Consider the following 24,014-nt stretch of genomic DNA (forward strand, 5'->3'; position numbering starts at 1 on the left):
CACTATGAACCAACCACACCGCTCCACCGCGTTTCTGACCGACATGTACGAACTCACCATGCTCGACGCCGCCATCCAGGACGGCACGGCCGAGCGCGATTGTATCTTCGAGGTCTTCGGCCGCCGCTTACCCAACGAGCGCCGCTACGGCGTCGTCGCCGGCACCGCGCGCGTGCTGGACGCGATCACGCACTTCAGGTTCACCGAGGAGCAGATCGCCACCGCGGACTTTCTTTCCGAAGAATGCAAGGACTACCTGCGAAATTACCGCTTCTCCGGCCAGGTCGACGGCTACCGCGAAGGTGAGCTGTACTTTCCGTACTCGCCGATTATGACGGTACGCGGCACGTTCGCCGAGTGCGTGATTTTAGAGACCGTCATCTTGTCCATCCTCAACTCCGACTCCGCGGTCGCCTCCGCCGCCTCACGCATTGTTTCCGCCGCTGACGGCCGCCCGATCATCGAGATGGGCTCGCGGCGCACCCACGAGCAGTCCGCGGTGGCTGCAGCCCGCGCGACGTATATCGCGGGCTTTGATGCCACCTCGAACTTGGAGGCATCGCTACGCTACGGCATCCCGGCCTCCGGCACCTCCGCGCACTCGTGGACGCTGCTGCATGTCGACGAGGACGGCCAGCCCGACGAGAAGGCCGCTTTCCGTGGTCAGATCGACTCCCTGGGCACCGACACGACGCTTTTGGTGGACACCTTCGACATCACCAAGGGCGTGGAGAACGCCCTCGAGGTCGCCGGCACGGAGTTGGGTGGAGTGCGCATCGACTCGGGCGATCTCGGCATCGTCTCGCGGCGCGTGCGCAAGCAACTCGACGAGGCCGGCGCGTTTAACACCCGCATCATCGTCTCCTCAGACTTGGACGAGTTCGCCATCGCGGGGCTTCGCGGCGACCCGGTTGACGGCTTCGGCGTAGGCACCTCCGTGGTCACCGGCTCGGGCGCACCCACGGCGGGCCTGGTGTACAAGTTGGTGGAGGTCAACGGCTACCCGGTGGCGAAACGCTCTTCCGGCAAGGTGACCTACGGTGGCGGCAAGTCCGCTCTTCGCGCGTACCGCTCCTCCGGTGTGGCCGTGGCAGAGGTCGTCCACCCGCTGGGGATCGACGTGCCGCGCAAGCCGAACCTGGAGTACCGCGAGATGACCACGCCGCTCATTCGGGATGGGGAGATCGTGGATAATCAACCCTCCATCGAGGACACCCGTGCGCTCCACGCCGCTGCCCGCAAAACCCTGCCGTGGGAGGGCCTGGCTCTCTCACGCGGCGAGGTAGCTATCCCGACGCACTTCATCGGCTTCCCGGAGCCGACTGAGTAGGCCGTGGCTGACGAACCGCTTTCGCAATCCACCACCGAGTTGTTAGACGCGGCCGTCGAAGCTCTCGGCGGCGCGCGCCGCCCCGGCCAGGTGAAGATGGCCGAGGCCGTGACACACTCGCTTGATAGCGAGCGCCACCTCGCCGTCCAAGCCGGCACAGGCACCGGCAAGTCGTTGGCGTACCTCGTGCCGGCAATCCGCTACGCGCAGATGCACGAGACCACCGTTGTGGTCTCCACCGCCACCATCGCGCTGCAGCGCCAGCTGGTCGAGCGCGACCTGCCGCGGCTTGCCGACGCCCTAGAGCCGCTCCTGCCCACCCGGCCCACCTTTGCCATCCAAAAAGGCCGCAACAACTACGTCTGCCTGCACAAACTCGCAGCCGACGAGCCGGGCGAATCCCTGATCGAAGAAGAGGAACTGTCCTGGCTGGGCAAACACGTCAAACGCGTCGCCGAGTGGGCCCAAGACACCCCGACCGGCGACCGCGACGACCTCGTCCCCGGCGTGCCGGACCAGGCGTGGCGGCAAGTCTCCGTCACCTCGCGAGAGTGCCTGGGTGCTGCGCGTTGCCCGCACGGCGAGGAATGCTTCGCCGAAATCGCCCGCGAGAACACCAAAGACGTCGACATCGTGGTAACCAACCACGCGCTGCTGGCCATCGACGCGCTTGCCGACGTCGACGTGCTCCCCCAGCACGACGCCGTAATCATCGACGAGGCCCACGAACTCGACGGCCGTATCACGTCTGTGGCCACCTCCGAAATCTCCGCCCGCGCGCTGACCATGGCGGCACGCCGCGCCGGCAAACTGGGCGCAAAACGCGAAACCCTCGAGGATGTGATCGACGACTTCACCGCCGCCATCGACCTAGAAGCCCCCGGCCGTTGGGAGACCATCTCCGACCCGGCCCGCGGCGGCTTCGCCGCACTTCGCGACGCCCTGTGGAAGACCCGCCAGGCCATCAGCGACGCCCCCGAGGGCGAGGCCCAAAACGACCCGGAGACCTTCGCCGAGCGCGGCAACCTCAAGAACCACCTGGAGGACCTCCACGACGCCGTCGTGCGCATCCTCGAGGTCTTCGACGAGCCCGACCCCGCCAAGCACACCGACGTGGTGTGGCTGACCCGCTCCGACCGCTTCGGTGACTCCGTCTCCGTCGCACCCCTGTCGGTGGCAGGCCTCCTCCATGAGCGTCTCTTCGGCGAGCGCACCGTCGTACTCACCTCGGCGACACTGACCGTCGGCGGCAACTTCAACGCCATGGCCGCTTCCTGGGGCCTGCCGAAGGGCCAGTGGGACTCTCTTGACGCCGGCACGCCCTTCGACCCCGCCAAGGCCGGCATCCTCTACACCGCCACACACCTGCCCACCCCGGGGCGAGACGGGCTGTCGCAGGAAACGCTCGACGAGATCGCCGAACTCATTACCGCCGCGGGCGGGCGCACTTTGGGGCTGTTTTCTTCGAAACGCGCCGCCGAGCAGGCCGCCGAAGCCATGCGCGGGCGTCTCCCCTTCGACATCTACGTACAGGGCGAGGACTCCACCGGGGTGCTGGTGGACAAATTCGCCAAGTCCGAAAACTCCTGCCTATTCGGCACACTCACCCTCTGGCAGGGCGTGGACGTGCCGGGCAGCGCTTGCTCGCTGGTGATCATCGACCGCATCCCCTTCCCCCGCCCCGACGACCCGCTGTTGCAGGCGCGCTCCAACGCCGCCGACGCTGCGGGGCGTTCCGGGTTCATGGAGGTCTCCGCCACCCACGCCTCGCTGCTCATGGCGCAAGGCGCGGGGCGGCTGCTGCGCTCCGTCAACGACCGCGGAGTGGTCGCCGTTTTAGACAACCGCTTAACGACGAAACGCTACGGCTCGTTTATCCGCCGCAGCCTCCCCGCCTTCTGGGACACCACCGACCCCCAGGTGGTGCGCGGCGCCCTCGGCCGACTGGTGGCTAAGGCGTAGCGACAACCGTCACCGAACCGGGCGCCACCTCCGTAAACCCAGCGTCACGCACCGGCACCGCATCGTCCTGGGCGCAAATCTCTCGGAAGCGCTCGGAGTCCACCTCGCGCACGTTCAGCGGGAACCCCTGCTCGGCCCACGCGAGCACCCAGTCGGTGTCCTGCGCGGCCGCTAGCAGCATCGAGGCGTGCCCCACCTGCGCCGCCGTCTTACCCACGGACATTCCCAATGAGTTATCGACTGCGATGAGCGGGGTATCGTCGAGAAGCGGCAGGTCCTCGGTTTCGTCCAACTCGGTGCCCTTGATCTGCAACTTGCTGATCTCGTGGGGCACCTCCCCCACCGCGGACGGCACAAACGCCCGCACGCTGCCCACCGTCACCCCGGGCAGGGCCTGCACGTCGTCCCACGCCTTGTTGCGGGCGCGACGCGCCACCTTGCGGATGCGGTGGGAGTACCACTGCTCGAGCCCGTCGCGCCAGAACCCCTCCTCACCCGCGCGAGGGTCAAGGCAGACCGCGACGACGGCGCGCGCGGCGCTGACAAGCACCTCGTTTCGCGTCGGCGTCTCCTGCTTGGGCAGGTTGATCGCCATCTGCATCGCCTGCACCGTTGACGGGTCGTCGGGGTCTTCTGCACGCTCCCGGTAGTCCCCAGCTACCAGCGCTTTGAGGCGGGCGTGGGCGGCGGCGATTTCAGTGCTGTGTTCCATCGCGCCCAGAGTAGTAGATACGACGAAGCCCCCGCCGGAGCGGGGGCATCGTTCAGGAGGTCAGCAGTCCGGTGTTACTTCGACGCGACCTTGGCATCGGAATCGTGACGGCCAGTGTGCGCCTCGCGGCGCAGGGTCTCCACCATGTGCGGGTAGTGCAGCTCGAACGCCGGGCGCTCGGAGCGGATACGCGGCAGGGAGGTGAAGTTGTGGCGCGGCGGCGGGCAGGAGGTGGCCCACTCGAGCGAGTTGCCGTAGCCCCACGGATCGTCGACGGTGACGATCTCGCCGTAGCGCCAGGACTTGAACACGTTCCAGATGAACGGCAGGAAGCCGATACCCAGGATGAAGGCGCCGACCGTGGACACCTGGTTCAGGAGGGTGAAGCCGTCGGTGTCCAGGTAGTCAGCGTAACGACGCGGCATGCCCATGTTGCCCAGCCAGTGCTGGACCAGGAAGGTCATGTTGAAGCCGACGACCGTGAACCAGAAGTGGATCTTGCCCAGCTTCTCGTCGAGCATGCGGCCGGTCATCTTCGGGAACCAGAAGTACACGCCGGCGGTGGACGCGAAGACCACGGTGCCGAACAGGGTGTAGTGGAAGTGCGCGACCACGAAGTAGGAGTCGTGCAGGTGGAAGTCCAGCGGCGGAGAAGCCAGCATGATGCCGGTCAGACCACCGAACAGGAAGGTGAACAGGAAGCCGGTCGCCCACAGCATCGGGGTCTCAAACGTCAGGTGGCCGTTCCACATGGTGCCCAGCCAGTTGAAGAACTTCACGCCGGTCGGGACAGCAATCAGGAAGGTCATGAACGAGAAGAACGGCAGCAGGATCGCGCCGGTGGCGAACATGTGGTGCGCCCACACGGCCATCGACAGGCCGGCAATTGCCAGCGTTGCGAAGATCAGGCCGATGTAGCCGAACATCGGCTTACGGGAGAAGACCGGGACGATCTCGGAGATCACACCGAAGAACGGCAGCGCGAGAACGTAGACCTCCGGGTGGCCGAAGAACCAGAACAGGTGCTGCCACAGGATGGTGCCACCGTTAGCCGTGTCGTAGATGTGGCCGCCGAGGAGACGGTCGTAGAGCACACCCATCGCGGCAGCAGTCAGCAGCGGGAAGATCATCAGGGCGATGATCGAGGTAACGAAGACCGTCCAGGTGAACGCCGGCATGCGGAACATGGTCATGCCCGGCGCACGCATGGTGAGCACGGTGGTGAGCATGTTCACAGCGGAGGCGATGGTGCCCACACCGGTAGCGCCCACACCGACAACCCAGAGGTTGGCGGAGACGGACGGGGTGTGCGTTGCGTCAGCCAGCGGCATGTACATGGTCCAACCGAAGTCAGCCGCACCACCCGGGGTGATGAAGCCGAGCAGCATCGCGACGACACCGACGGTGGTGACCCAGAAGCCGAACGCGTTCAGGCGCGGGAAGGCCACATCCGGAGCACCGATCTGCAACGGCAGGACGTAGTTAGCAAAGCCCCACACAATCGGCGTACCGAACGCAAGCAGCATCACGGTGCCGTGCATGGTGAACAGCTGGTTGAACTGCTCGTTGGACAGGAACTGCAGGCCCGGGCTAAACAGCTCCAGGCGGATGAGCAACGCCATCAGGCCGGCCACGAAGAACCAGACGAAGGACATGATGATGTACATGATGCCCAGTTCTTTGTGGTCGGTCGTGGTCAGTTGCTTGTAAATTTTCGAACCCTTCCGGGCGTTGCCCGTGGGCTCAGGGCGTGTCGGCGGGACATAATTGTCCAGCCGGGGTGCCACAGCGGTCATTGAATCCTCCTGACTACGGCAACCTCACCGTCTTTGGCACCCGCCAAATCGGGCAAAGCTGCCACGAGTGATACCGGCACAGCATAACCTCCCACACACGTCATTTCCAGCTTCCCCGAACAGCGCCCCCGTGCGGGGTGAAACCCTGAGCGTCCGGGCAAAAACAACCCGCCCGGCACGGCTGAAAAGCGGCGCGGGCGGGTCGTCGTTAAGCAACAAGCGCTTAGAAATCCCAGTCGTCGTCCTGGGTATCCTCGGCACGGCCGATGACATAGGAGGAACCGGAACCGGAGAAGAAGTCGTGGTTCTCATCCGCGTTCGGCGACAGCGACGCCAAAATCGCCGGGGAGACCTTCGTCTCGTCCGCCGGGAACAGGCCCTCGTAGCCCAGGTTGTTCAACGCCTTGTTCGCGTTGTAGCGCAGGAAGCGCTTCACATCCTCGGCCCACCCCAGCGGGTCGTAGATGTCTTCGGTGTACTGGTTTTCGTTCTCGTACAGGTCGTAGAGCAACTCGAAGGCGTAGTCCTTCAGCTCCTCCTTGCGCTCATCGCTCTCCTCGCGCAGGCCCACCTGGTACTTGTAGCCGATGTAGTAGCCGTGCACCGCCTCGTCACGGATGATGAGGCGGATAATGTCGGCAGTGTTGGTCAGCTTCGAGTGCACCGACCAGTTCAGCGGCAGGTAGAAGCCGGAGTAGAACAGGAACGACTCCAGCATCACGGAAGCGACCTTGCGCTTCAGCGGATCATCGCCCTCGTAGTAGGACATGATGATCTTCGCCTTGCGCTGGAGGTTCTCGTTTTCTTCCGACCAGCGGAACGCGTCATTGATCGACGGGGTGTCCGACAGCGTCATAAAGATATTGGAGTAGGACTTCGCGTGCACCGACTCCATGAACGCGATGTTGGTCAGCACAGCCTCCTCGTGCAGCGACTTTGCGTCCGGTAAAAGCGAGACCGCGCCGACGGTGCCCTGGATGGTGTCCAGCAGCGTCAAGCCGGTGAACACCCGCATGGTGGCCTGCTTCTCGTCCTCGGTCAGGGTGTTCCAGCTCGGGATGTCGTTGGACACCGGGATCTTCTCCGGCAGCCAGAAGTTACCCGTCAGACGGTCCCATACTTCGAGATCCTTGTCGTCCGGGACGCTATTCCAGTTGATGGCCTTCACTGGTTTGCTGTGGGACTCGAGGTAACCCGCGTATTCGTCAGTCATGCCGTCCACCCTACTTGGCGTGGCAAGTCGTGGCCCGATATATGCCTGTGCTGGCGCGGGGATGCTTTAAGATACACACGAATTACTCCATACATAGTCTCAATCAAGGAGGAAAACCCGTGCCTGCGAGCGCCAAGCGGTCCCCCGAACCCTTACTGGCTTCCGTGCTGGACACCATTGGGGAGGAAATCGTCTCGGGCGTGCAAGCCGAAGGCGACACGTTCACCCTCCATGACCTGTCCAAACGCTTCGACATCTCGCGCACCGTCGCGCGCGAGGCCATGCGTGCGCTCGAGCAGCTGGGGCTGGTGTCGTCGTCACGCAGGGTGGGCCTGAAGGTGCTGCCGCAGTCCGAGTGGAACGTCTTCGACAACGCCGTCATCTCCTGGCGCCTGCGCAGCGAAGAACAGCGCGCCGCCCAAATCGAGTCGCTGCGCGAGCTTCGCGACGCCATCGAGCCGTCCGCCGCGCGCCTCGCCGCCATGCACGCTAGCCCCGCCGAAGCACGCGAACTGACCGCACTGGCCCAGCGCCTGGTCGAGCTGACCGATCAGGCATCCGGCAACTCGGAGGAGTTCCTCGAAGCCGACGCCCGCTTCCACTCGCTCCTGCTGCTCGCGTCGCGCAACGAGATGTTCATCCAGCTCACGCACCCGATCATCGGTGTGCTCATCGGCCGCTCCGAATACGGCATCATGCCGGACGACCCGGAGCGCGAAATCATGCAGATACACGTCGAGCTCGCCGAAGCAGTAGCCAACGGCGAGCCCGACCACGCCGAAGACGCCTCCCGGCGCCTCCTTCGCGGCGTGAACGAATTTATGGAGATCTAACTACAGCATGCAGGAGACGCATCCGTCGATCTCCGTGCCCTCCAGGGCCATCTGGCGCAGGCGGATGTAGTACAAGGTCTTGATCCCCTTACGCCACGCGTAGATCTGCGCGCGGTTGATGTCGCGGGTGGTCACCGTGTCCTTAAAGAACAGGGTGAGCGACAGGCCCTGGTCGACGTACTTCGTCGCCACCGCGTAGGTGTCGATGATCTTTTCAAAGCCGATCTCGTAGGCGTCCTTGAAGTAGTCGATGTTCTCGTTGTCCATGTGCGGCGCCGGGTAGTAGACGCGGCCGATCTTACCTTCCTTGCGGATCTCGATCTTGGACGCGATCGGGTGGATCGACGAGGTCGAATTGTTGATGTACGAGATCGAACCAGTCGGCGGCACCGCCTGCAGGTAACGGTTGTAAATACCGTCGCGGGCCACATCGGCCTTCAGCTGCGCCCACTCCTCCGCCGTCGGGACGGCGATGTTGTTGGCTTCGAACAGCGCCTTGACCTTCTCGGTCTTCGGCTGGAAATCGGCCGGGTCGTACCGGTCGAAGAACTCGCCGGAAGCGTACTCGGACTCCGCAAAGTCCTTGAACGCCTGGCCCTTTTCCACAGCGATTGTGTGGGAGGCGCGGATGCACTGGTACATCACCGCGGCGAAGTAGGCGTTGGTGAAGTCCAGGCCCTCCTCCGAGCCGTACTCGATGTGCTCGCGGCCCAGGTAACCGTGCAGGTTCATCTGGCCCAGGCCGATCGCGTGCGACGCCTCGTTGCCGTCGCGCACGGACGGCACCGACTCGATGGACGTCTTGTCCGCCACCGACGTCAGCGCGCGGATCGCCGTTTCCACGGTGCGGCCGAAGTCCTCCGAATCCATCGCCATCGCAATGTTCAGCGAGCCCAGGTTGCAGGAAATGTCGTGGCCGATCTCCTGGTAGGTCAGGTCGTCGTTCAGCACCGACGGGGAGTTGACCTGCAGGATCTCCGAGCACAGGTTGGACATGTTGATGCGGCCGGTCTTCACCGGGTTCGCGCGGTTCGCCGTGTCCTCGAACATAATGTACGGGTAGCCGGACTCGAACTGGATCTCCGCGAGCGTCTGGAAGAAGCTGCGCGCGTTGATCTTCGACTTACGGATGCGCGGATCCTCCACCATCTCCTCGTACTTCTCCGTCACCGAAATGTCGGCGAACGGCACGCCGTAGACGCGCTCGACGTCGTACGGGGAGAACAGGTACATGTCGTCGTTACGCTTCGCCAACTCGAAGGTGATGTCCGGGATGACCACACCGAGCGAGAGCGTCTTAATGCGGATCTTCTCGTCCGCGTTCTCGCGCTTGGTGTCCAAAAAGCGCATGATGTCCGGGTGATGCGCGTTCAGGTAGACCGCACCCGCACCCTGGCGGGCACCCAGCTGGTTGGCGTAGGAGAACGAGTCTTCCAGCAGCTTCATCACCGGGATGACACCGGACGACTGGTTTTCGATGTGCTTAATCGGCGCGCCGGCCTCGCGGATGTTGGACAGCAGCAGCGCAACGCCGCCGCCGCGCTTGGACAGCTGCAGCGATGAGTTGATCGCGCGGCCGATGGACTCCATGTTGTCCTCGACACGCAGCAGGAAGCAGGACACCAGCTCGCCGCGCTGCGCCTTACCCGCGTTGAGGAAGGTCGGGGTGGCGGGCTGGAAACGGCCGGTCATGATTTCGTCGACAAGCGCGGATGCGAGATCCGTATTGCCGTCGGCGAGGAAGAGCGCCGTCATGGCCACACGGTCCTCGAAACGCTCGAGGTAGCGGCGGCCGTCGAAGGTCTTCAGCGTGTACGACGTGTAGTACTTGTACGCGCCGAGGAAGGACTTGAAACGGAACTTATACGAGTACGCGCGCTTGAAGGTGTCCTTGATGAACTCCCACTCGTACTTCTCAATCGTGTCCGGCTCGTAGTACTTGTTGGTCACCAGGTAATCGATCTTCTCTTCCAAGTCGTGGAAGTAGACCGTGTTCTGGTTGACGTGCTGCAGGAAGAACTGGTTCGCGGCCTCGCGGTCCTTATCAAACTGGATCTGGCCGTTTTCGTCGTAGAGGTTCAGCAGCGCGTTGAGCGCGTGGTAATCCAGCTGATCATGCTCGTTAACCGGCTCCGGAACATTCTTACCCAGGGGCGGAGTACTCACATTCAATCCTTCACAGTCGTTCTTTTGTATTTACCGGCATATTTCGCGCGAAGCCACGCCAAGCGCTCCGTCTCATCCGGAGCATTGTGCTTATCGACGACCCCCGCTCCCCCACGCAGACCCAACCGCTGCGCATTTTCCAGCAGTTGGCTACGCACGTGTGCGACGTCCTCCGCCGAGCCCATGAGCTCGAACCGGTACAGGTACGGGACCTTACACTTGTCCGAGATTACCGGCCCGGCGAGACAGTAATCCCCGCCGAAGTTCGAGTTGCCGGAGGCGATCACGCCGCGGATCAGGCTCCGGTTGCCCTCGTTGTTGAGGAAGCGGATGACCTGCCCCGGCACCGGCCGGGAGTTGCCGCCGCTGATGGTCGCCCCGCCACCGTACGTGGGGCAGATCAAGACGTATGGCTCGTCCGCGACGAGTTCCGGTTCGGTTCTGCGCAGGGGAATCCGCTTCGCAGGAAGTCCGAGCTTCTCCACAAACCGCTTCGTGTTCTCAGTGGCGGAGGAGAAGTAGACGACCAGCATGGCCATTACCTTTCTTGTGCAGTTCTCTGTGGGGTGCCGCGTACACCCCGGCTCTCCCGCGGGGCTTAGGCCGCGGCGGCGAGGCTCTTGATGCGCTCCGGACGGAAGCCGGACCAGTGCTCACCGTTGGCCTCGACAACCGGGGCCTGGACGTAGCCGAGCGCCATGACGTAGTCGCGGGCCTCGTCGTCGACGGAAATGTCGATGGTGGTGTACTCCAGGCCAGCCTTGGTCAGGGCCTTCTCGGTCGCCTTGCACTGCATGCAGGCCGGCTTGCTGTAAACGGTGATCATCGCTGTCTTGGCTCTTTCTGTTCGGGTTTCGCGGGGGATTTCTTCCTGTCCCCGGCTCCCCGGGGCAACACCAAGAGACACTATACCTTGGGGCAAAGTCTGGCAACTGCTACTACATGTAGTAGTTACACGGGTGGTATTCCCAGGATAGGGTCAGGAAATTACCTACATGTAGTCCCCACACAACGTTGATGTTGTTGCACGGGTGTGATCTGGCCCGATTTCTTTTCGTCGCAACGCAAAACGCCCCGCCACCAAACGGTGACGGGGCGCCTTCACGCGACTAACCCTGGCGGGCCTTGAAGCGCGGATCCTTCTTGTTGATCACGTAAACCTTGCCGTTGCGGCGCACAACCTGGGCGCCCGGCTTGTTCTTCAGCGACCGAAGCGACTTGCGGACCTTCATCGGGCGCTCCTTTCTGCTCGGATTACCTGCAATTAGCGACGCTCGGCGGGCTGCCGGGTCGCAACACGGGGACAAATGTTACACATCAGAGCCGACTGAATCAAAACCCTGCCGTATACGATGAGCGCCATGCAATCCGAGATCATCGCCGCACTCGGCGTGTCCCCGACCATCGATCCGGCCGCGGAGGTCGCCCGGCGCGTGCAATTCCTGACCGACTACCTCGAGCGCACCGGCGCGAAGGGCTTTGTGCTGGGCATTTCCGGCGGGCAGGATTCCACGCTCGCGGGCAGGCTTGCACAGCTCGCGGTGCAGAAGCGTCGCGACGACGGCGCCGAGGCCGAATTCGTCGCCGTCCGTCTGCCCCACGGCGTGCAGTCCGACGAGGACGACGCCCAACTGGCGCTTACGTTCATCCAGCCCGACGAGACGGTGACCATGAACATCGAGCCGGCCACCACCGCCGTGTCCGGCGCGGTATCGGACGCGCTGGGCATTGACTACCTGGGGGACTTCAACAAAGGCAACGTCAAGGCTCGCATGCGCATGATCGCCCAGTACGCCATCGCCGGCGAGCGCGGCCTGTTGGTCATTGGCTCGGACCACGCCGCGGAGAACGTCACCGGGTTTTTCACCAAGCACGGCGACGGCGCCGCCGACCTCATCCCGCTCGCTGGCCTGACCAAACGCCAGGGCGCCGCACTGCTCGAGCACCTCGGCGCCGATGCCCGCCTGTGGGAGAAGGTGCCCACCGCCGACCTGGAGGAGGACCGCCCCGCGCTTCCCGACGAAGAGGCGCTCGGCATCACCTACGCGCACATCGACGACTACCTCGAGGGCAAGACCATCCCCGCCGACGCGCAGAAGCGCCTCGAGCACCTGTGGCGCATCGGCCAGCACAAGCGCCACCTGCCGCCGGGGCCGAACGACACCTGGTGGCGCTAGGCCAACTCCCCGAAGGGGTGCAGCACCTGCGCCCCTGCACCCGCCGCGGCCGAGGCCTGCTTCCGGTCCGCAGTAATGAACGGGCAGTCCATTCCCACCGCCTGCAGACGCGCCCACGTCCCCACGTGGATCGCGTCTAGCGCTTTCACTTCCCCGCTGACTGCGATCGCGGCCGCGATCACCTGGTCGTCCACGTTCACGAACGAGACGCCCGCCTCCATTTCCCGGAGGTGTCGCTCTCCGTAGTCCGTCCGATGTGCGAAACGGGCGAGTTCCACCCGCGCAAGAGCTGAGCTCACCAGAGTGTTGCCCCACAGCGCAGACAGAGCCCACTCACTGAGCGCTTCCCCGCCCGATGCGGCGATAAGCACAGACGTGTCGACGTACGCCAATCGCCCCGCGTCAGCCATCTGCTTTACCACCATCAACACCGGACCCGTCGAGTTCCCGCAGATCCGCCATCACGCGCTCCAGACGATCCTCGCCGCGCTCCTCCTCCAGCCACGCGTCGAGCGACACCCCAGAAGCTGCTGGCCTCCACCCCTCCTCGACGGGTTTACCCCGCTGCGCGAGAAGCCCCAGCTCCTCGAGCCTGTCCAAGCCAGTTTTCTCGCTCACCGGATGAATCTCGGCGATCGGGTTTCCCCTGTCTGTCACCGTCAACGTGGCCCCCTCCTTCACCACACGGTCGATAACCGCACGTGTCTTCTGGTTCAGCTCGCGCATCGACACAGTCGCGCTGCCCGCCTCGCCCGCGAGCGCCTCACGGAGCCGTTCTTCGACACCCACGCTCACCTCCCGATGTACTACATGTAATACATCGGGAGAATAGCGCGCTAATCGACGACCCGCAATGCCTCCTCCGCCGCCCGCACCAGCGCCGAGCCGTAGGACGGGCCGTGCGTCCACGCGTGCACCGCCAGCGGGTGCAGCTGGTGGACGGCGATGCGCCGCTGCCAGTCGCGGCCCAGGTCTCCCCCGGCGTCGAGGTAGCCGTCGATGATCGCATCCAAGTGCGGCGCGCCGAACAGGTCCAGCATCGCGATGTCGGTCAGCGGGTGGCCGCCGTGCGCGGCTGGGTCGATAAACCGCGGGCCCTCCGGGGAGAACAGCAGGTTGCCAGTCCACAGGTCGCCGTGGATGCGGGCCAGCGGCGCGTCCTCGTCTTCGCGCACGAGCGCCTCGCACGCGCGCTGCACCGTCTCCAGTCCCTCCCGGTCGAGGTTTCCCGCGCGCACGGCGTTTTCCGCAAACGGCAAGACGCGCTGCTCGGCGTAAAAAGGCGCCCAGCGGGACGTCGGCACGCACGACTGCTCACGGGTGCCGATGAAGTTCGGCCCGTCCCAGCCGTCCGCCGGCGCACCGAACGCCTCCGCCCCCATCGCGTGGATCGCGGCCAACTCACGGCCCGCCTGGCGTGCGGCGTCCTTGGTGGGGTGCGCACTGTCGACGCGCTCGATGGTCAAAGTGTTGGCGTCCTCGTCCAGGTCGAGCACCGCCACCACCGCGGCAGACCCCTCGCGCAGCCAGCGCAGGTACGCCGCCTCAGCCGCCGCAGCTCCCGGCGCGCTGCCGTGCTTGACAAAGGTCTCAGACATCGATGCCCTCCAATCGCAGTAGGAAACGCTTTGCTGCTTCCCCGCCACGGTAACCGCCAAGTTGGCCGTCGGCACGCAGCACGCGGTGGCACGGGATGAGGATCGGCAGCGGGTTCGTCGCGCACGCGCTGCCCACCGCGCGCACCGCCTTCGGGTTGTCCACCGCCCGTGCCAACCCCGCATACGTGGTGGTCTCGCCATACGGCACCTGCATCAACGCGCGCAGCACCTCGGCGCGAAAGGGCGTCACACCGCTCAGATCCAGCGGCAGATCGAACTGCCGACGCTCGCCTGCGAAGTACTCGCGGAGCTGGCGGGACGCGGTGTCGTCGTCAAGCGAATGCCCTCCGAAGCGCACCTCGCACACGCGCCCTTGCTTGACGACGACACCAAGCCGCCCAATCGGAGTATCCATACCCCCACGGTACGAGAAAACCGCCCGGCCGGATCGGCGCGGGCGGCATCTTCCACAGTGGAGCTAACGGGATTCGAACCCGTGACCCCCACACTGCCAGTGTGGTGCGCTACCAACTGCGCCATAGCCCCGTAAGAAACGGTATGTAGTTGTGAAAGTGGAGCTAACGGGATTCGAACCCGTGACCCCCACACTGCCAGTGTGGTGCGCTACCAACTGCGCCATAGCCCCGTGGTTAACTTCGGTCAATATACCGGCCCGGGCCGCGCCCAGCCAAATCGCCTGCCCCGCCCCCGCAAAAGGCGATATCGCCTTTTGCACCCGCCGCCGAGAAGCGACCTGGGAAAACGCAACCGGCCTGAGGTAAAAGACGATATCGTCTTTCACCCCAGGCCGGAAACACTACGTCAGCCGTACATGTCAGGCAGCGGGTTTACATGTCAGCCAGTTCCTGCGGCCAGTTGTCGCGCTCGCCGGCGATGTCTTCGATGTCCTTGCCGTCGACAAGCACGCGCGGGGTCCATGCCTCGCCGGTCTCGTCTTCCTGGAATTTGCGGTTGTTGTCGCCCATGCGCTTGGCGGTGTCGATGAACTTGCCGTCGCGGATGTCCTGCACGGCCTGGTCGCCGGCACCGTAGTCAGCCGCCAGGTCAGCGAAGCCGTCATTGTCGTACTTGTTGTACGCGGACTGCTGATTCTCGAACAGGTAGTTGCGCATGGTCAACGCGGAGGAGATGTCACCGTTAGCGAACATCGCCAGCTCAGCAGCCAGCGCGCGAGTGGAGTGGCCCTCCTCGCCCTGGTCCAAAGCGTTCATCGGACGCAGGTCGACGTTGATCTCGCCGGCCTTGATCTTTTCAAGGGCCTGATCCCCGGTAGCCAAGTGCAGCTTAGCGCAGTAGGAGCAGGAGAAGTCCTCGAACAGCTCAGCGGAGTTGGCGTCGTCGTTGTTGTCGCCGGTGAGGTGGATGATGTCCTCGTCCTGGTTCCACTCGACGTTGAGGCCGGTGACGTCGACCATCTCTTCCTGCATGGCAGCGGAACGGTTTTCCTTGCCGTTGTAGATGATGATGCCGATGACCAGCAGGGCGATCGCGACGACGGCGAGGATGGCCCAGATGAAGGCCTTGCTGCCCTTCTCGTTGGGGTTCTGCACTTTACGGGTGGTCACACTTGTCTCCTGAGATCGGGATAGATACCCGGTTGAGTTTAGGGGTAGATAGCGAACTTCTTAAACGGGCGCCACATCATGAACCCGGTGATCGCGATGTAGATCACGTCGCGGAAGACGGTGGCGAGCAGGTTGCTCTCGCCTTCGCCGGCCGCGGACGGGTCGAAGCAGCCGCAGTCGATCACCAGGCCGCGCTGCCACGCGGACAGCATGCCGATGATGAACAGCGTCAGCACGTAGATGGACACTTTGCCCGACCAGCGCAAGTTGATGCCCAGAAGCAACAGCAGGCCGCCGGCGAGTTCGAGCGGTCCGATGATGTGAGCCAGCAGGTCGGACCAGGCTGGGGTGAAGATTTCGTAGGCCTCGATGGTTTTCGCCGTGTCGAGGTGCACGCCGATCTTCGACCATCCGGCGGAGATCCAGACGTATGCCATGTAGAACCGAGCGAGTGCGGACAATACGTCCAGCACCAGCGTCTTGATATCGCGCGAGGGGCTCGCGGCCGTCGTTGTGCTCACAGGTCGTACTTTACCCCACTAGTTGCCCAAAACCTCAACAACGAGCGCCTTCGCTTCCTCTTGCACCTGCCGCAGGTGCTCTTCGCCCTTGAATGACTCGGCGTAGATCTTGTACTTGTCTTCGGTGCCGGACGGCCGCGCGGCGAACCACGCGTTTTCAGTGGTCACCTTCAGCCCGCCTATGGCGGCGCCGTTGCCAGGGGCGCGCGTTTGCTTAGCGACGATCCCCTCACCCGCCAGCTCCCCCACCCGCACCTGATCCGCGGACAGAGCTTTCAGGGCGGCTTTTTCTTCGCGGTTCGCGGGGGCATCGATACGCGCGTAGGCGGGCGCGCCGTACTCGGCCTCAAGCTCGGCGTAGCGCGCAGACGGGGTTTTGCCGGTCACCGCGGTGATCTCGGCGGCGAGCAGGTCCATGATCAGCCCGTCCTTGTCGGTCGACCACACGGTGCCGTCTTTGCGCAGAAACGACGCGCCGGCGGATTCCTCGCCGCCGAAGCCGATGGTGCCGTCGATCAGCCCCGGCACGAACCACTTGAACCCGACCGGCACCTCCACCAGCTCACGGCCCAGCGAGGCGACAACGCGGTCGATCATGGAAGACGAGACCAAGGTCTTGCCCACCGCCGTCCCGTCCGCCCAACCGGGGCGGTGCGAAAACAGGTACTCGATGGCCACGGCCAGGTAGTGGTTCGGGTTCATCAACCCCGCATCCGGGGTGACAATGCCGTGGCGGTCCGCGTCCGCGTCGTTGCCCGTGGCCAGGTCGTACTTGTCGCGGTTGCGCACCAGCGAGGCCATGGAGTCCGGGCTGGAGCAGTCCATGCGGATCTTGCCGTCGGTGTCCAGGGTCATAAAACGCCAGGTGGCATCGACGTGCGGGTTGACCACCTCAAGGTTCAGCCCGTAGCGCTCGCCGATCGCGCCCCAGTAGTCCACACTGGCCCCGCCCATCGGGTCCGCGCCGATGCGCAAGCCCGACGCCTTGATCGCGTCCATGTCCACCACGCTGTCCAGATCCGAGACGTAGTGGTCGAGGTAGTCGAAGCGCTCCGCCCGCTCGTCGAGCACGCCACTTACCGACGACCTGACCACCCCGTCAAGCCCTCCCGCGATGTACTCGTTTGCCCGGGCCGCGATCCAGTCCGTCGCCTCCGCCGGCGCCGGCCCGCCGGTCGGCGGGTTGTACTTGAAACCGCCGTCGCGTGGCGGGTTGTGCGAGGGGGTGACCACAATGCCGTCCGCCCCGCCGCCCGGGTGGGTCAAGATGGCGTGCGAGACGGCCGGGGTCGGTGTGTAGCGGCCGGCGGCGTCGACACGCACCGGCACTTCGTTGCCGATGAGCACCTCGAGCGCGGAAACCATCGCTGGCTCCGACAACGCGTGGGTGTCGCGACCGATGTAGACCGGCCCCGCGATACCTTCGCGGCGGCGGTAATCGACGATGGCCTGTGTCGTCGCCAAGATATGCGCCTCGTTGAACGCGTTGTCCAGCGACGAGCCACGGTGGCCGGATGTGCCGAACACCACCTGTTGATCCGCATCTTCAGGGTCGATGTCGCGGGTGTAGTAGGCGGTGACCAGCTCTGCGATATCGATGAGGTCCTCGTCGCGGGCGGGCAGCCCTGCGCGCTCGTGTGCCATGGCTCGGCTCCTTAATCTTCATCGGATGTACAACACCATCATCGCCCGTGAATGTAACCGGCGCTACCCGGCCATTGTTGGTCGTCTCTTATGTTTTACTTGGGCATGGCTTCTACCCTCAACGACATCTTGAGCGCCGTCTCCTCTTTTGTGTGGGGGCCATTCGTGCTCATCCCGCTGCTGCTCGGCACGGGTCTGTTTCTCACCATCCGGCTGCGCGGCATCCAGTTCCGCACGCTGGGGCGCGCGGCGCGTCACGCGTTCGTCGACAAGGCTGAAGAAGGCGCGGGAGACATCTCCAACTACCAGGCGCTGACCACCGCTCTTGCCGCCACGGTGGGTACCGGCAACATCGTCGGCGTGGCCACCGCGATCTCCATCGGCGGGCCCGGCGCGCTGTTTTGGATCTGGGTGACCGGTATCGTCGGTATGGCGTCGAAGTACTCCGAGGCCTACCTGGGCGTGCGCTTCCGCACCACCGACAAGAAAGGCAAGCAGCAGGGCGGGCCGCACGAGTATCTCAAGCGCGGCATCCCGGGCGGGGTGGGTAAGTTCCTCGCCGCCGCGTTTACCTTGTTCACCATCTTCGCGTCGTTCGGCATCGGCAACCTGGCGCAGGGCAACTCGATCGCCGCGGGCATGAACGACGCCTTCGGCGTCGACGCAAACATCGCCGGCGTGATCATCTTCTTCGCCGTGGGCGCTGCGGTGCTGGGCGGCATTGAAGGCATCGGCAAGATTACCGCCGCGTTCGTGCCGCTGATGATCGTCATCTACGTCGGCGGCGGCATCGCCTCACTGGTGCTCATGGCGGACCGGGTGCCGGACGCGATCGCCACCATCTTCACCGACGCGTTCACCGGCACCGCGGCCACCGGCGGCTTCGTCGGTTCCGGCATCATGCTCGCCGTCCAGTTCGGTGTGGCCCGCGGCATCTTCTCCAACGAGTCCGGCATGGGCTCCGCCGCCATCGCCGCCGCAGCCGCGAAGACGCAGCACCCGGCGCGCCAGGCACTGGTGTCCATGACCCAGACGTTTATCGACACCATCATCGTCGTCACCATCACCGGCCTGGTCATCGTCACTGCCGGCACCTGGGACATGGGCCGCGAGGAAGCCGCGATCATGACCGCCACCGCCTTCGAGACCGCCCTGCCCGGCGAATGGGGCAGCCTGATCGTCTCCGTCGCGCTGATCTTCTTCGCGTTCTCCACCATCTTGGGTTGGTCCTACTACGGCGAGCGCGCCATCGTCGCACTGTTCGGCGATTGGGCGTCGATCCCCTACCGCATGTTCTTCACCGCGCTCTCTTTCGTCGGCGCGGTGGCGTCGATCGAGCTGGCGTGGACGTTCTCCGACCTGTCCAACGGTCTCATGGCCATCCCGAACCTCATCGGTCTGCTCGCCCTGTCCGGCCTGGTGGTGCGCGAGACCCGCGAGTACCTCGCCTGGGACCCGTACCTGAAGAAGTCGCCGGAGGAGGTCGCTGCCTTCGTGGAGCGCCACCAGATGGATTGGCGCTAGGCTTTCGCCCATGCGTATCGACGACACCTTCACCACCGCGCTGACCATCGCCTTAGGCGCGGCGCTGGGAGCGGTGGTGCGTCACGTGATCATCCTCGGCGCCGCCCCCGGCTCCACCACAGCGCTGACGCTGACGTTCGCGGTGAACATCGCCGGCTGCTTCGCCATGGGGCTCTACAAACCCGGCCCGCTGTGGGGCACGGGCTTCCTCGGCGGCTTGACCACGTACTCCGCTATCTCGGTCGCGGCGATGCAGTCGCATGCCCTGACCGCTTTGATCATCGTGGTGCTCAGCTACGCCACAGCGGTCGCGGCCTGGCTCGCCGGCGACGCGGTGAGGAGCCGCCGTGCTTAGCTTGACCTTGACCCTCGCCGCCGTGTTCGTCGGCGCCTTCTTCGGCGGCGCGGCACGGTTCGCGCTAACCTGCGCCATCCATAACGCGCACGCCGCCACCTGGGCCGCTAACGTCGTCGGCTCCACCGTCGCCGGTTTCGCCCTCGCCGCCCCAGTGGCGTGGCAGTTAGCCCTCGGCGTGGGCTTCGCAGGGGCGCTATCCACCTGGTCCACCTTTGCCAAAGAACTCGGCGAGATGATCAAATCAAAGCGCCACGGCGAGGCGCTGCGCTACGCCGTCTCCACCGCCGTGATCGGCATCGCGGCCGCCTGGTTCGGCATGCGATGGGGCCTTCGCGCCTTCGGCGGGTAGGGGGATAGACTCTACAAACGTGCACTTCAAGTCCCTCCAGACCGGTTTCACCGTCGCGCTCGGTGCCGGTTTGGGGGCTCTCGCCCGCTTCATCGTGCTCATCTGGGTAGGCCCCACCACCCCGGAGGCGCTCGCCCTGGCCACCACGTTCGCGGTGAATCTCGCCGCCTGCTTCGCCATGGGATATTTCGCCCCGGGCGCGTTTTGGGGCGTGGGGTTCTTGGGTGGATTCTCCACTCTGTCGGCGGTCGCGCTCGCGTCGTCGCACTCGTCGGTGCTGTGGGCGGCGTTCATCATCACGCTGAGCCTGACCACCGCCACCCTGGCGTGGCTGGCCGGCGACGCCACGCGGGTGAGGCGCCGTGTCTGACATCGAGTGGATGTTCGGCGCCGTCGTCGGGGTCTTTGTCGGCGGGATGCTCGGCGGGTTCGTGCGTTGGCTCATCATGAGTGCGCTCGCACGCCGGCCGCTGGTGTCCACACTCGTGGCCAACGTTGCAGCCTCGGCCGTCATCGGCTTCACCATCTTTTTGCCCAGTTTCTGGCAGACAGCCGCCGGTGTCGGGTTCGCCGGCGCGCTGTCCACCCTGTCGCTGTTGGCGCGCCAGCTTGGCGAGCTCATCAAGGCCGGCAAGTTGCTCCACGCCGTCGAGTACGCGACGGTCACAGCATCATTTTCCGTGCTCGCTGCGGCACTCGGATCCTTTCTCGCCCGTTAGCGCTACTCCGCAATCGCGTCCAGCGGCGGCGTTTTCGCGGCCCGCTGCCCGGGCCACACCGCTGCGAGCAGCCCCACGACCACGGAGGACGCCAGCACGGTGGCGATTAACCCGGTCGGCACGGCGATCGTCGTCAAGCCTTGGCTCTCGAGCACCGTGAGAAACGCCCAACCCAGCCCCAGGCCGAGCAGCACGCCGAGCACCGCGCCGTAGACCGTCATCTGAATGGATTCCAGGACGATCATCGTGCGGATCTGACGGCGCTGCGACCCCACCGCGCGCAGCATGCCGATCTCCTGGCGACGCTCAATCACCGACAACGTCAGCGTATTCACAATGCCCAGTACCGCGATCACCACCGCCAGCGACAGCAGCGCGTACAGGATGAACAGCATCTGGTCGATCAAGGCGGTCACCTCGCCGCTCATCTCCTCGGCCGAGCGCACCTGCACCACGATGTCGCCGCGCACCTCATCCTCGAGCGCCTCGCGCGACGCCCCGTTGACACCCACCATCTGTAGGCGCGTATTGCTTAGCGACGACACCTTCCCCGCCGCATCATCCGACACCACAAACGTCCGCAGCACGTTCGAGCCTGCAAACAGCCCGCCCACGGTTACCTCGACCGTTGTGCCCGGCGCTGTGGGCGCTGCGACCTCGACGGTGTCGCCGACGTGCCAGCCGCGCTCGTTCGCAATCTCCACCGGCGCAATGAACACGTCACCGTCCAGCGACGACGAACCGTCCACCATGTCCAAGTCAATGAGTTTCGCCGGGTCGCCCGCGAGGACGTCTGTCATGCCCACCGAGCCGAACTGGTAGCCGAACTCCCCGTCCACCGTAATTGGGGCCTGGGTGTACGCGACGATGTCGCGCGCGCCCTCAACGTGCTCCAGACGCTCCGGGATGTCGCCCGGGATCGGAAATGCCCCCATCTCCGGCCCGACCAGCACGTAGTCGGCGCTGACCTCACTTTGCGCGACGTCGTCGACGGACTTCTTCATCGACGCGCCCAACATGCCGATCACCGTCACCAGCGCAATGCCGAGCATGAGCGCGAACGCGGTCGTCGCCGTCCGGCGGGGGTTGCGGCGCGTGTTCGTCGACGCCAACTTCCCCACCGCCCCAAACGGCGCTCCGATGACCCGGCCCAGCGGCGGCACCACCGGCATACTCAGCGCCGGCCCCGCGAGGAACAGACCGCTGATCGCACCCAACGCCGCCACACCAACCAGCGCAGCTCTACGGCTCGTCGCCCCGTCTCCCCACGCCATGGCGTAGCCGGCCGCCGCGACCGCCACCGCCACCAGCACCGCGCCGGCAATGGTGCGCCCCGTCAGCGGCTGTGGCGTCGACGCCTCACTTGCCCGCATCGCCTCCACCGGCCGCACCTGGCCCGCCTTGCGTGCCGGCGCCAGCGCGGACAGCACCGTGACCACGGTGCCCACCACGACCGGTACAACGACCGCGTCCCACGACAGACCCACGCCAGCTGCCGGCAGCGGCATGCCAAACGATTCCATTCCGGCCCGAATCAACAACACCAGCCCCGCACCCCCGGCCACACCGAGCACCGAGCCAACCAGACCGACCAGCGCCGCCTCCAGTGTCACCGAGCGCGTAATCTGCCCGCGCGACGCCCCCAGCGCACGCAGCAGCGCGAACTCCTTCGTGCGCTGCGCGACGATCATGGAAAACGTGTTCGCGATGAGGAACGTGCCCACGAGCAGGCCGACCAGCCCGAAGGCGACGAGGAAGTAGGTGACAAAGCTCAGCGCGTCACGGATCTGCTGCGTCGTCTCCTCCGCGACCTTCGCCCCTGACTCGATCTTCAGGTCCGGGAAGTGCTCGCGCAGCTTCTCGACGACCCCGTCATCCCCCGCCACCGTCACCGCCGGCACCCGCTCGCCGTCGGTATAGAAATCCAGGTACGTCTCCTCGCTCACGGCAAGGCGCAGTGAGGTCGGCTGGACCAGGGGGTCGTCGTAAAGCCCAGAAATGTGCACGGTGTTGCGGCCGTCGCGGTCCACCACGATCAGCTCCTGGCCCACCCGCAGCCCGTACTCCTCGGCGCCGTTCGCGTTGACCACCACGTCGCCGAGGTTGCGCGGCTCAGCACCCTCGACGATCTCCGGTGCGCGCCCAACCGCCTCGTCCAGGCCGTAGTAGGCGCCCATTTGCGACGAGCCCAGCCGCGTCTGCACCGCCACCTCATCGTCCGTGGCGACCACGATCGGCAGGTCGACGAACAGGTTCACGTTGTCCACACCGTCAAGCGCCTTCATCTCGTCGACGGCGTCCTTCTCCAGCGACCCCTCCCCATCTCCGGGGCGGACCACCGCGTCGACGTCGTCAAGCACCGTGTTCACCGCCGAGTCGAACGTGGACGAGAGCATGTTGGTAAACATCAGCGCACCAGACAGGAAAGCCGTGCCCAGCACCACCGCCAGCACCGTCAGCGCGAGCCGCAGTTTGTGCGCCGCGATATTGCGCAGCGACACCTTATTCATCGTGGAGTTCACTTAGCCCTCCATACTGGACATGACGTTGAGGATCGCGTCCATATCGGGATCGCGCAGCTCGTCGACAATCGCACCATCGCGCAAGAAAATCACCCGGTCCGCGTACGAAGCCGCCCGCGCGTCATGCGTGACGATCACCACCGTCTGGTCGTCCTGATCCACCGCCGTGCGCAGAATATCCAGCACCTCACGCGACGAGTTCGAATCCAGATTGCCTGTCGGCTCATCGCCAAAAATAATCTCCGGCCGCGACACCAGCGCCCTCGCGCACGCCACGCGCTGCTGCTGCCCGCCCGACAGCTCCGCCGGCCGGTGGTCCAGCCGCTGCGCCAGCCCCAACCGCGTGGTCACTTCCTCGAACCACTGCCGATCGACCTTCCCACCCGCAATCCTGGTCGGCAGCTCAATATTTTCCGCCGCAGTCAAGGTGGGCACCAGGTTAAACGACTGAAAGATGAACCCCAGCCTGTCCCGCCTCAGCGACGTCAGCGCCTTATCGCTTAACGACGACAACCCCGTTTCCCCAACAAACGCCTCCCCACTCGTCGCCGTATCCAGCCCCGCCATCACGTGCATGAGCGTCGACTTGCCGGAGCCCGACGGGCCCATAATGGCCGTGAACTCCCCCTGGTGGAACTCGACATTGACCCCGTCGAGCGCAACCACCTCCGTATCGGCTCGGCCGTAGGACTTCCGCAGGTCCACTGCCCTCGCCGCTACCGGCCGCTCTGTGCTTTGCAGGTTGCTTTGTGCTCGTTCGCTCACGTCGCCATCTCTTTCGCTTCAGTACCTGACGCGACTATACGGGCCTTCTGCTCGCCGCTTGCGGACACGTGGGTGTGCCCGGGTTGTCCATGGGGTTCCCTTGCGCGGGGTCCTCTTGCGCGGGTCAGTTGTCCGCCGGCTAAGGGCTCCGCCGTTGCGGACAAGTGGGGATCCACCAACTAATTCGACGGTGCTGGCTTGTGGCCTCACGATAACGTCCCGGTTTGCCCTAGCGGGCA

The 24,014-nt window shown here is 64.9% G+C and carries 25 protein-coding genes and 2 tRNA genes; 9 read left to right on the forward strand and 18 right to left on the reverse strand.

Translation table 11 applies throughout. From position 1 onward, the window contains the following. The first annotated feature begins 4 nt into the window (after window positions 1–4). Window positions 5–1,330 carry a nicotinate phosphoribosyltransferase gene (locus IAU68_RS09340; protein ID WP_171194644.1) on the forward strand — a complete coding sequence of 442 codons (1,326 nt, stop codon included), beginning with the start codon at window positions 5–7 and terminating at the stop codon, window positions 1,328–1,330. 3 nt (window positions 1,331–1,333) lie between these two features. Beyond that, entirely contained in the window at window positions 1,334–3,292 is a 1,959-nt protein-coding gene (locus tag IAU68_RS09345) for an ATP-dependent DNA helicase (RefSeq protein ID WP_171194643.1), read from the forward strand. Here IAU68_RS09345 and IAU68_RS09350 read toward each other — a convergent pair. The 3 genes from IAU68_RS09350 to nrdF all read right to left on the reverse strand — a co-directional run bounded on the left by IAU68_RS09350 (window position 3,282) and on the right by nrdF (window position 7,013). After that, on the reverse strand, window positions 3,282–4,004 hold the full coding sequence (locus IAU68_RS09350; RefSeq protein WP_171194642.1) for an aminoacyl-tRNA hydrolase: 723 nt from the start codon (window positions 4,002–4,004) through the stop codon (window positions 3,282–3,284). The genes IAU68_RS09345 and IAU68_RS09350 overlap by 11 nt on opposite strands. Window positions 4,005–4,078: 74 nt before the next feature. Further along, window positions 4,079–5,800, reverse strand: a complete 1,722-nt coding sequence (gene ctaD, locus IAU68_RS09355) for an aa3-type cytochrome oxidase subunit I (RefSeq protein WP_171194641.1) — start codon at window positions 5,798–5,800, stop codon at window positions 4,079–4,081. 223 nt (window positions 5,801–6,023) lie between these two features. Further along, window positions 6,024–7,013, reverse strand: a complete 990-nt coding sequence (gene nrdF / locus IAU68_RS09360; RefSeq protein ID WP_171194640.1) for a class 1b ribonucleoside-diphosphate reductase subunit beta — start codon at window positions 7,011–7,013, stop codon at window positions 6,024–6,026. Window positions 7,014–7,132: 119 nt separating this feature from the next. Between nrdF and IAU68_RS09365 the strand changes: the two genes are divergently transcribed. Next, on the forward strand, window positions 7,133–7,846 hold the full coding sequence (locus IAU68_RS09365) for a FadR/GntR family transcriptional regulator (RefSeq protein WP_231699017.1): 714 nt from the start codon (window positions 7,133–7,135) through the stop codon (window positions 7,844–7,846). Here the strand turns inward: IAU68_RS09365 and nrdE are convergent, their stop codons facing one another. From nrdE to ykgO, 4 genes are all read right to left on the reverse strand, one after another. Next, complete coding sequence (nrdE, locus tag IAU68_RS09370; RefSeq protein WP_231699018.1) at window positions 7,847–10,012, reverse strand: class 1b ribonucleoside-diphosphate reductase subunit alpha; 2,166 nt, start codon at window positions 10,010–10,012, stop codon at window positions 7,847–7,849. 2 nt (window positions 10,013–10,014) lie between these two features. After that, complete coding sequence (gene nrdI / locus IAU68_RS09375; protein ID WP_171194638.1) at window positions 10,015–10,545, reverse strand: class Ib ribonucleoside-diphosphate reductase assembly flavoprotein NrdI; 531 nt, start codon at window positions 10,543–10,545, stop codon at window positions 10,015–10,017. Window positions 10,546–10,610: 65 nt separating this feature from the next. After that, entirely contained in the window at window positions 10,611–10,838 is a 228-nt protein-coding gene (gene nrdH / locus IAU68_RS09380) for a glutaredoxin-like protein NrdH (protein ID WP_171194637.1), read from the reverse strand. Window positions 10,839–11,121: 283 nt separating this feature from the next. Beyond that, window positions 11,122–11,244, reverse strand: coding sequence for a type B 50S ribosomal protein L36 (gene ykgO / locus IAU68_RS09385; RefSeq protein WP_038612879.1), 123 nt, complete (start codon window positions 11,242–11,244; stop codon window positions 11,122–11,124). 129 nt (window positions 11,245–11,373) lie between these two features. Here ykgO and nadE point away from each other — a divergent pair, with 129 nt between their 5' ends. Beyond that, the gene (gene nadE / locus IAU68_RS09390; protein WP_171194636.1) at window positions 11,374–12,189 is read left to right on the forward strand and encodes an ammonia-dependent NAD(+) synthetase; all 816 of its coding nucleotides are present in this window, start codon (window positions 11,374–11,376) and stop codon (window positions 12,187–12,189) included. On the opposite strand, the gene IAU68_RS09395 is transcribed toward nadE, so the two are convergent. From IAU68_RS09395 to pgm, 9 genes are all read right to left on the reverse strand, one after another. Further along, window positions 12,186–12,599, reverse strand: a complete 414-nt coding sequence (locus IAU68_RS09395) for a PIN domain-containing protein (protein ID WP_171194635.1) — start codon at window positions 12,597–12,599, stop codon at window positions 12,186–12,188. The genes nadE and IAU68_RS09395 overlap by 4 nt on opposite strands. Next, window positions 12,592–12,978, reverse strand: a complete 387-nt coding sequence (locus tag IAU68_RS09400; protein WP_171194634.1) for a type II toxin-antitoxin system Phd/YefM family antitoxin — start codon at window positions 12,976–12,978, stop codon at window positions 12,592–12,594. The genes IAU68_RS09395 and IAU68_RS09400 overlap by 8 nt, the downstream gene beginning before the upstream one ends. A gap of 47 nt (window positions 12,979–13,025) precedes the next feature. Continuing rightward, window positions 13,026–13,787, reverse strand: coding sequence for a fructosamine kinase family protein (locus IAU68_RS09405; protein WP_171194633.1), 762 nt, complete (start codon window positions 13,785–13,787; stop codon window positions 13,026–13,028). Further along, window positions 13,780–14,202, reverse strand: coding sequence for a methylated-DNA--[protein]-cysteine S-methyltransferase (locus IAU68_RS09410; protein WP_171194632.1), 423 nt, complete (start codon window positions 14,200–14,202; stop codon window positions 13,780–13,782). Before IAU68_RS09410 ends, IAU68_RS09405 begins: the two co-directional genes overlap by 8 nt. A 58-nt stretch (window positions 14,203–14,260) precedes the next feature. After that, window positions 14,261–14,333: transfer RNA gene (locus IAU68_RS09415), tRNA-Ala, on the reverse strand. Between the two features lie 27 nt (window positions 14,334–14,360). Next, a tRNA-Ala gene (locus IAU68_RS09420) sits at window positions 14,361–14,433 on the reverse strand. 202 nt (window positions 14,434–14,635) lie between these two features. Continuing rightward, window positions 14,636–15,373 (reverse strand): DsbA family protein, encoded by a 738-nt coding sequence (locus IAU68_RS09425; RefSeq protein ID WP_171194631.1) that lies wholly within the window; start codon window positions 15,371–15,373, stop codon window positions 14,636–14,638. Between the two features lie 38 nt (window positions 15,374–15,411). Beyond that, on the reverse strand, window positions 15,412–15,894 hold the full coding sequence (locus tag IAU68_RS09430) for a MauE/DoxX family redox-associated membrane protein (RefSeq protein WP_269434855.1): 483 nt from the start codon (window positions 15,892–15,894) through the stop codon (window positions 15,412–15,414). 18 nt (window positions 15,895–15,912) lie between these two features. Beyond that, the gene (pgm, locus tag IAU68_RS09435; protein WP_171194630.1) at window positions 15,913–17,538 is read right to left on the reverse strand and encodes a phosphoglucomutase (alpha-D-glucose-1,6-bisphosphate-dependent); all 1,626 of its coding nucleotides are present in this window, start codon (window positions 17,536–17,538) and stop codon (window positions 15,913–15,915) included. A 105-nt stretch (window positions 17,539–17,643) separates the two neighbouring features. Here pgm and IAU68_RS09440 point away from each other — a divergent pair, with 105 nt between their 5' ends. From IAU68_RS09440 to IAU68_RS09460, 5 genes are read left to right on the forward strand one after another with little or no spacing between them, the layout of a single operon-like run. After that, on the forward strand, window positions 17,644–19,062 hold the full coding sequence (locus IAU68_RS09440) for an alanine/glycine:cation symporter family protein (RefSeq protein WP_171194629.1): 1,419 nt from the start codon (window positions 17,644–17,646) through the stop codon (window positions 19,060–19,062). 10 nt (window positions 19,063–19,072) lie between these two features. Next, window positions 19,073–19,417, forward strand: a complete 345-nt coding sequence (locus tag IAU68_RS09445; protein WP_171194628.1) for a CrcB family protein — start codon at window positions 19,073–19,075, stop codon at window positions 19,415–19,417. Then, window positions 19,410–19,769: a fluoride efflux transporter FluC gene (locus IAU68_RS09450; RefSeq protein ID WP_231699020.1), complete on the forward strand. Its 360-nt coding sequence runs from the start codon at window positions 19,410–19,412 to the stop codon at window positions 19,767–19,769. Before IAU68_RS09445 ends, IAU68_RS09450 begins: the two co-directional genes overlap by 8 nt. Before the next feature lie 19 nt (window positions 19,770–19,788). Continuing rightward, window positions 19,789–20,139, forward strand: a complete 351-nt coding sequence (locus IAU68_RS09455) for a CrcB family protein (protein WP_171194627.1) — start codon at window positions 19,789–19,791, stop codon at window positions 20,137–20,139. After that, window positions 20,132–20,488 carry a FluC/FEX family fluoride channel gene (locus tag IAU68_RS09460; protein WP_171194626.1) on the forward strand — a complete coding sequence of 119 codons (357 nt, stop codon included), beginning with the start codon at window positions 20,132–20,134 and terminating at the stop codon, window positions 20,486–20,488. The genes IAU68_RS09455 and IAU68_RS09460 overlap by 8 nt, the downstream gene beginning before the upstream one ends. A 2-nt stretch (window positions 20,489–20,490) precedes the next feature. Here the strand turns inward: IAU68_RS09460 and IAU68_RS09465 are convergent, their stop codons facing one another. Together IAU68_RS09465 and IAU68_RS09470 are read right to left on the reverse strand one after the other, a co-directional pair. Beyond that, a complete protein-coding gene (locus IAU68_RS09465; protein WP_328700700.1) occupies window positions 20,491–23,010 on the reverse strand; it encodes an ABC transporter permease in 2,520 nt (839 codons plus the stop codon). Further along, window positions 23,011–23,775, reverse strand: coding sequence for an ABC transporter ATP-binding protein (locus tag IAU68_RS09470; RefSeq protein WP_171194625.1), 765 nt, complete (start codon window positions 23,773–23,775; stop codon window positions 23,011–23,013). Window positions 23,776–24,014: the final 239 nt, after the last annotated feature.

It is taken from the genome of Corynebacterium lujinxingii, assembly GCF_014490555.1.
Taxonomy (GTDB): domain Bacteria; phylum Actinomycetota; class Actinomycetes; order Mycobacteriales; family Mycobacteriaceae; genus Corynebacterium; species Corynebacterium lujinxingii.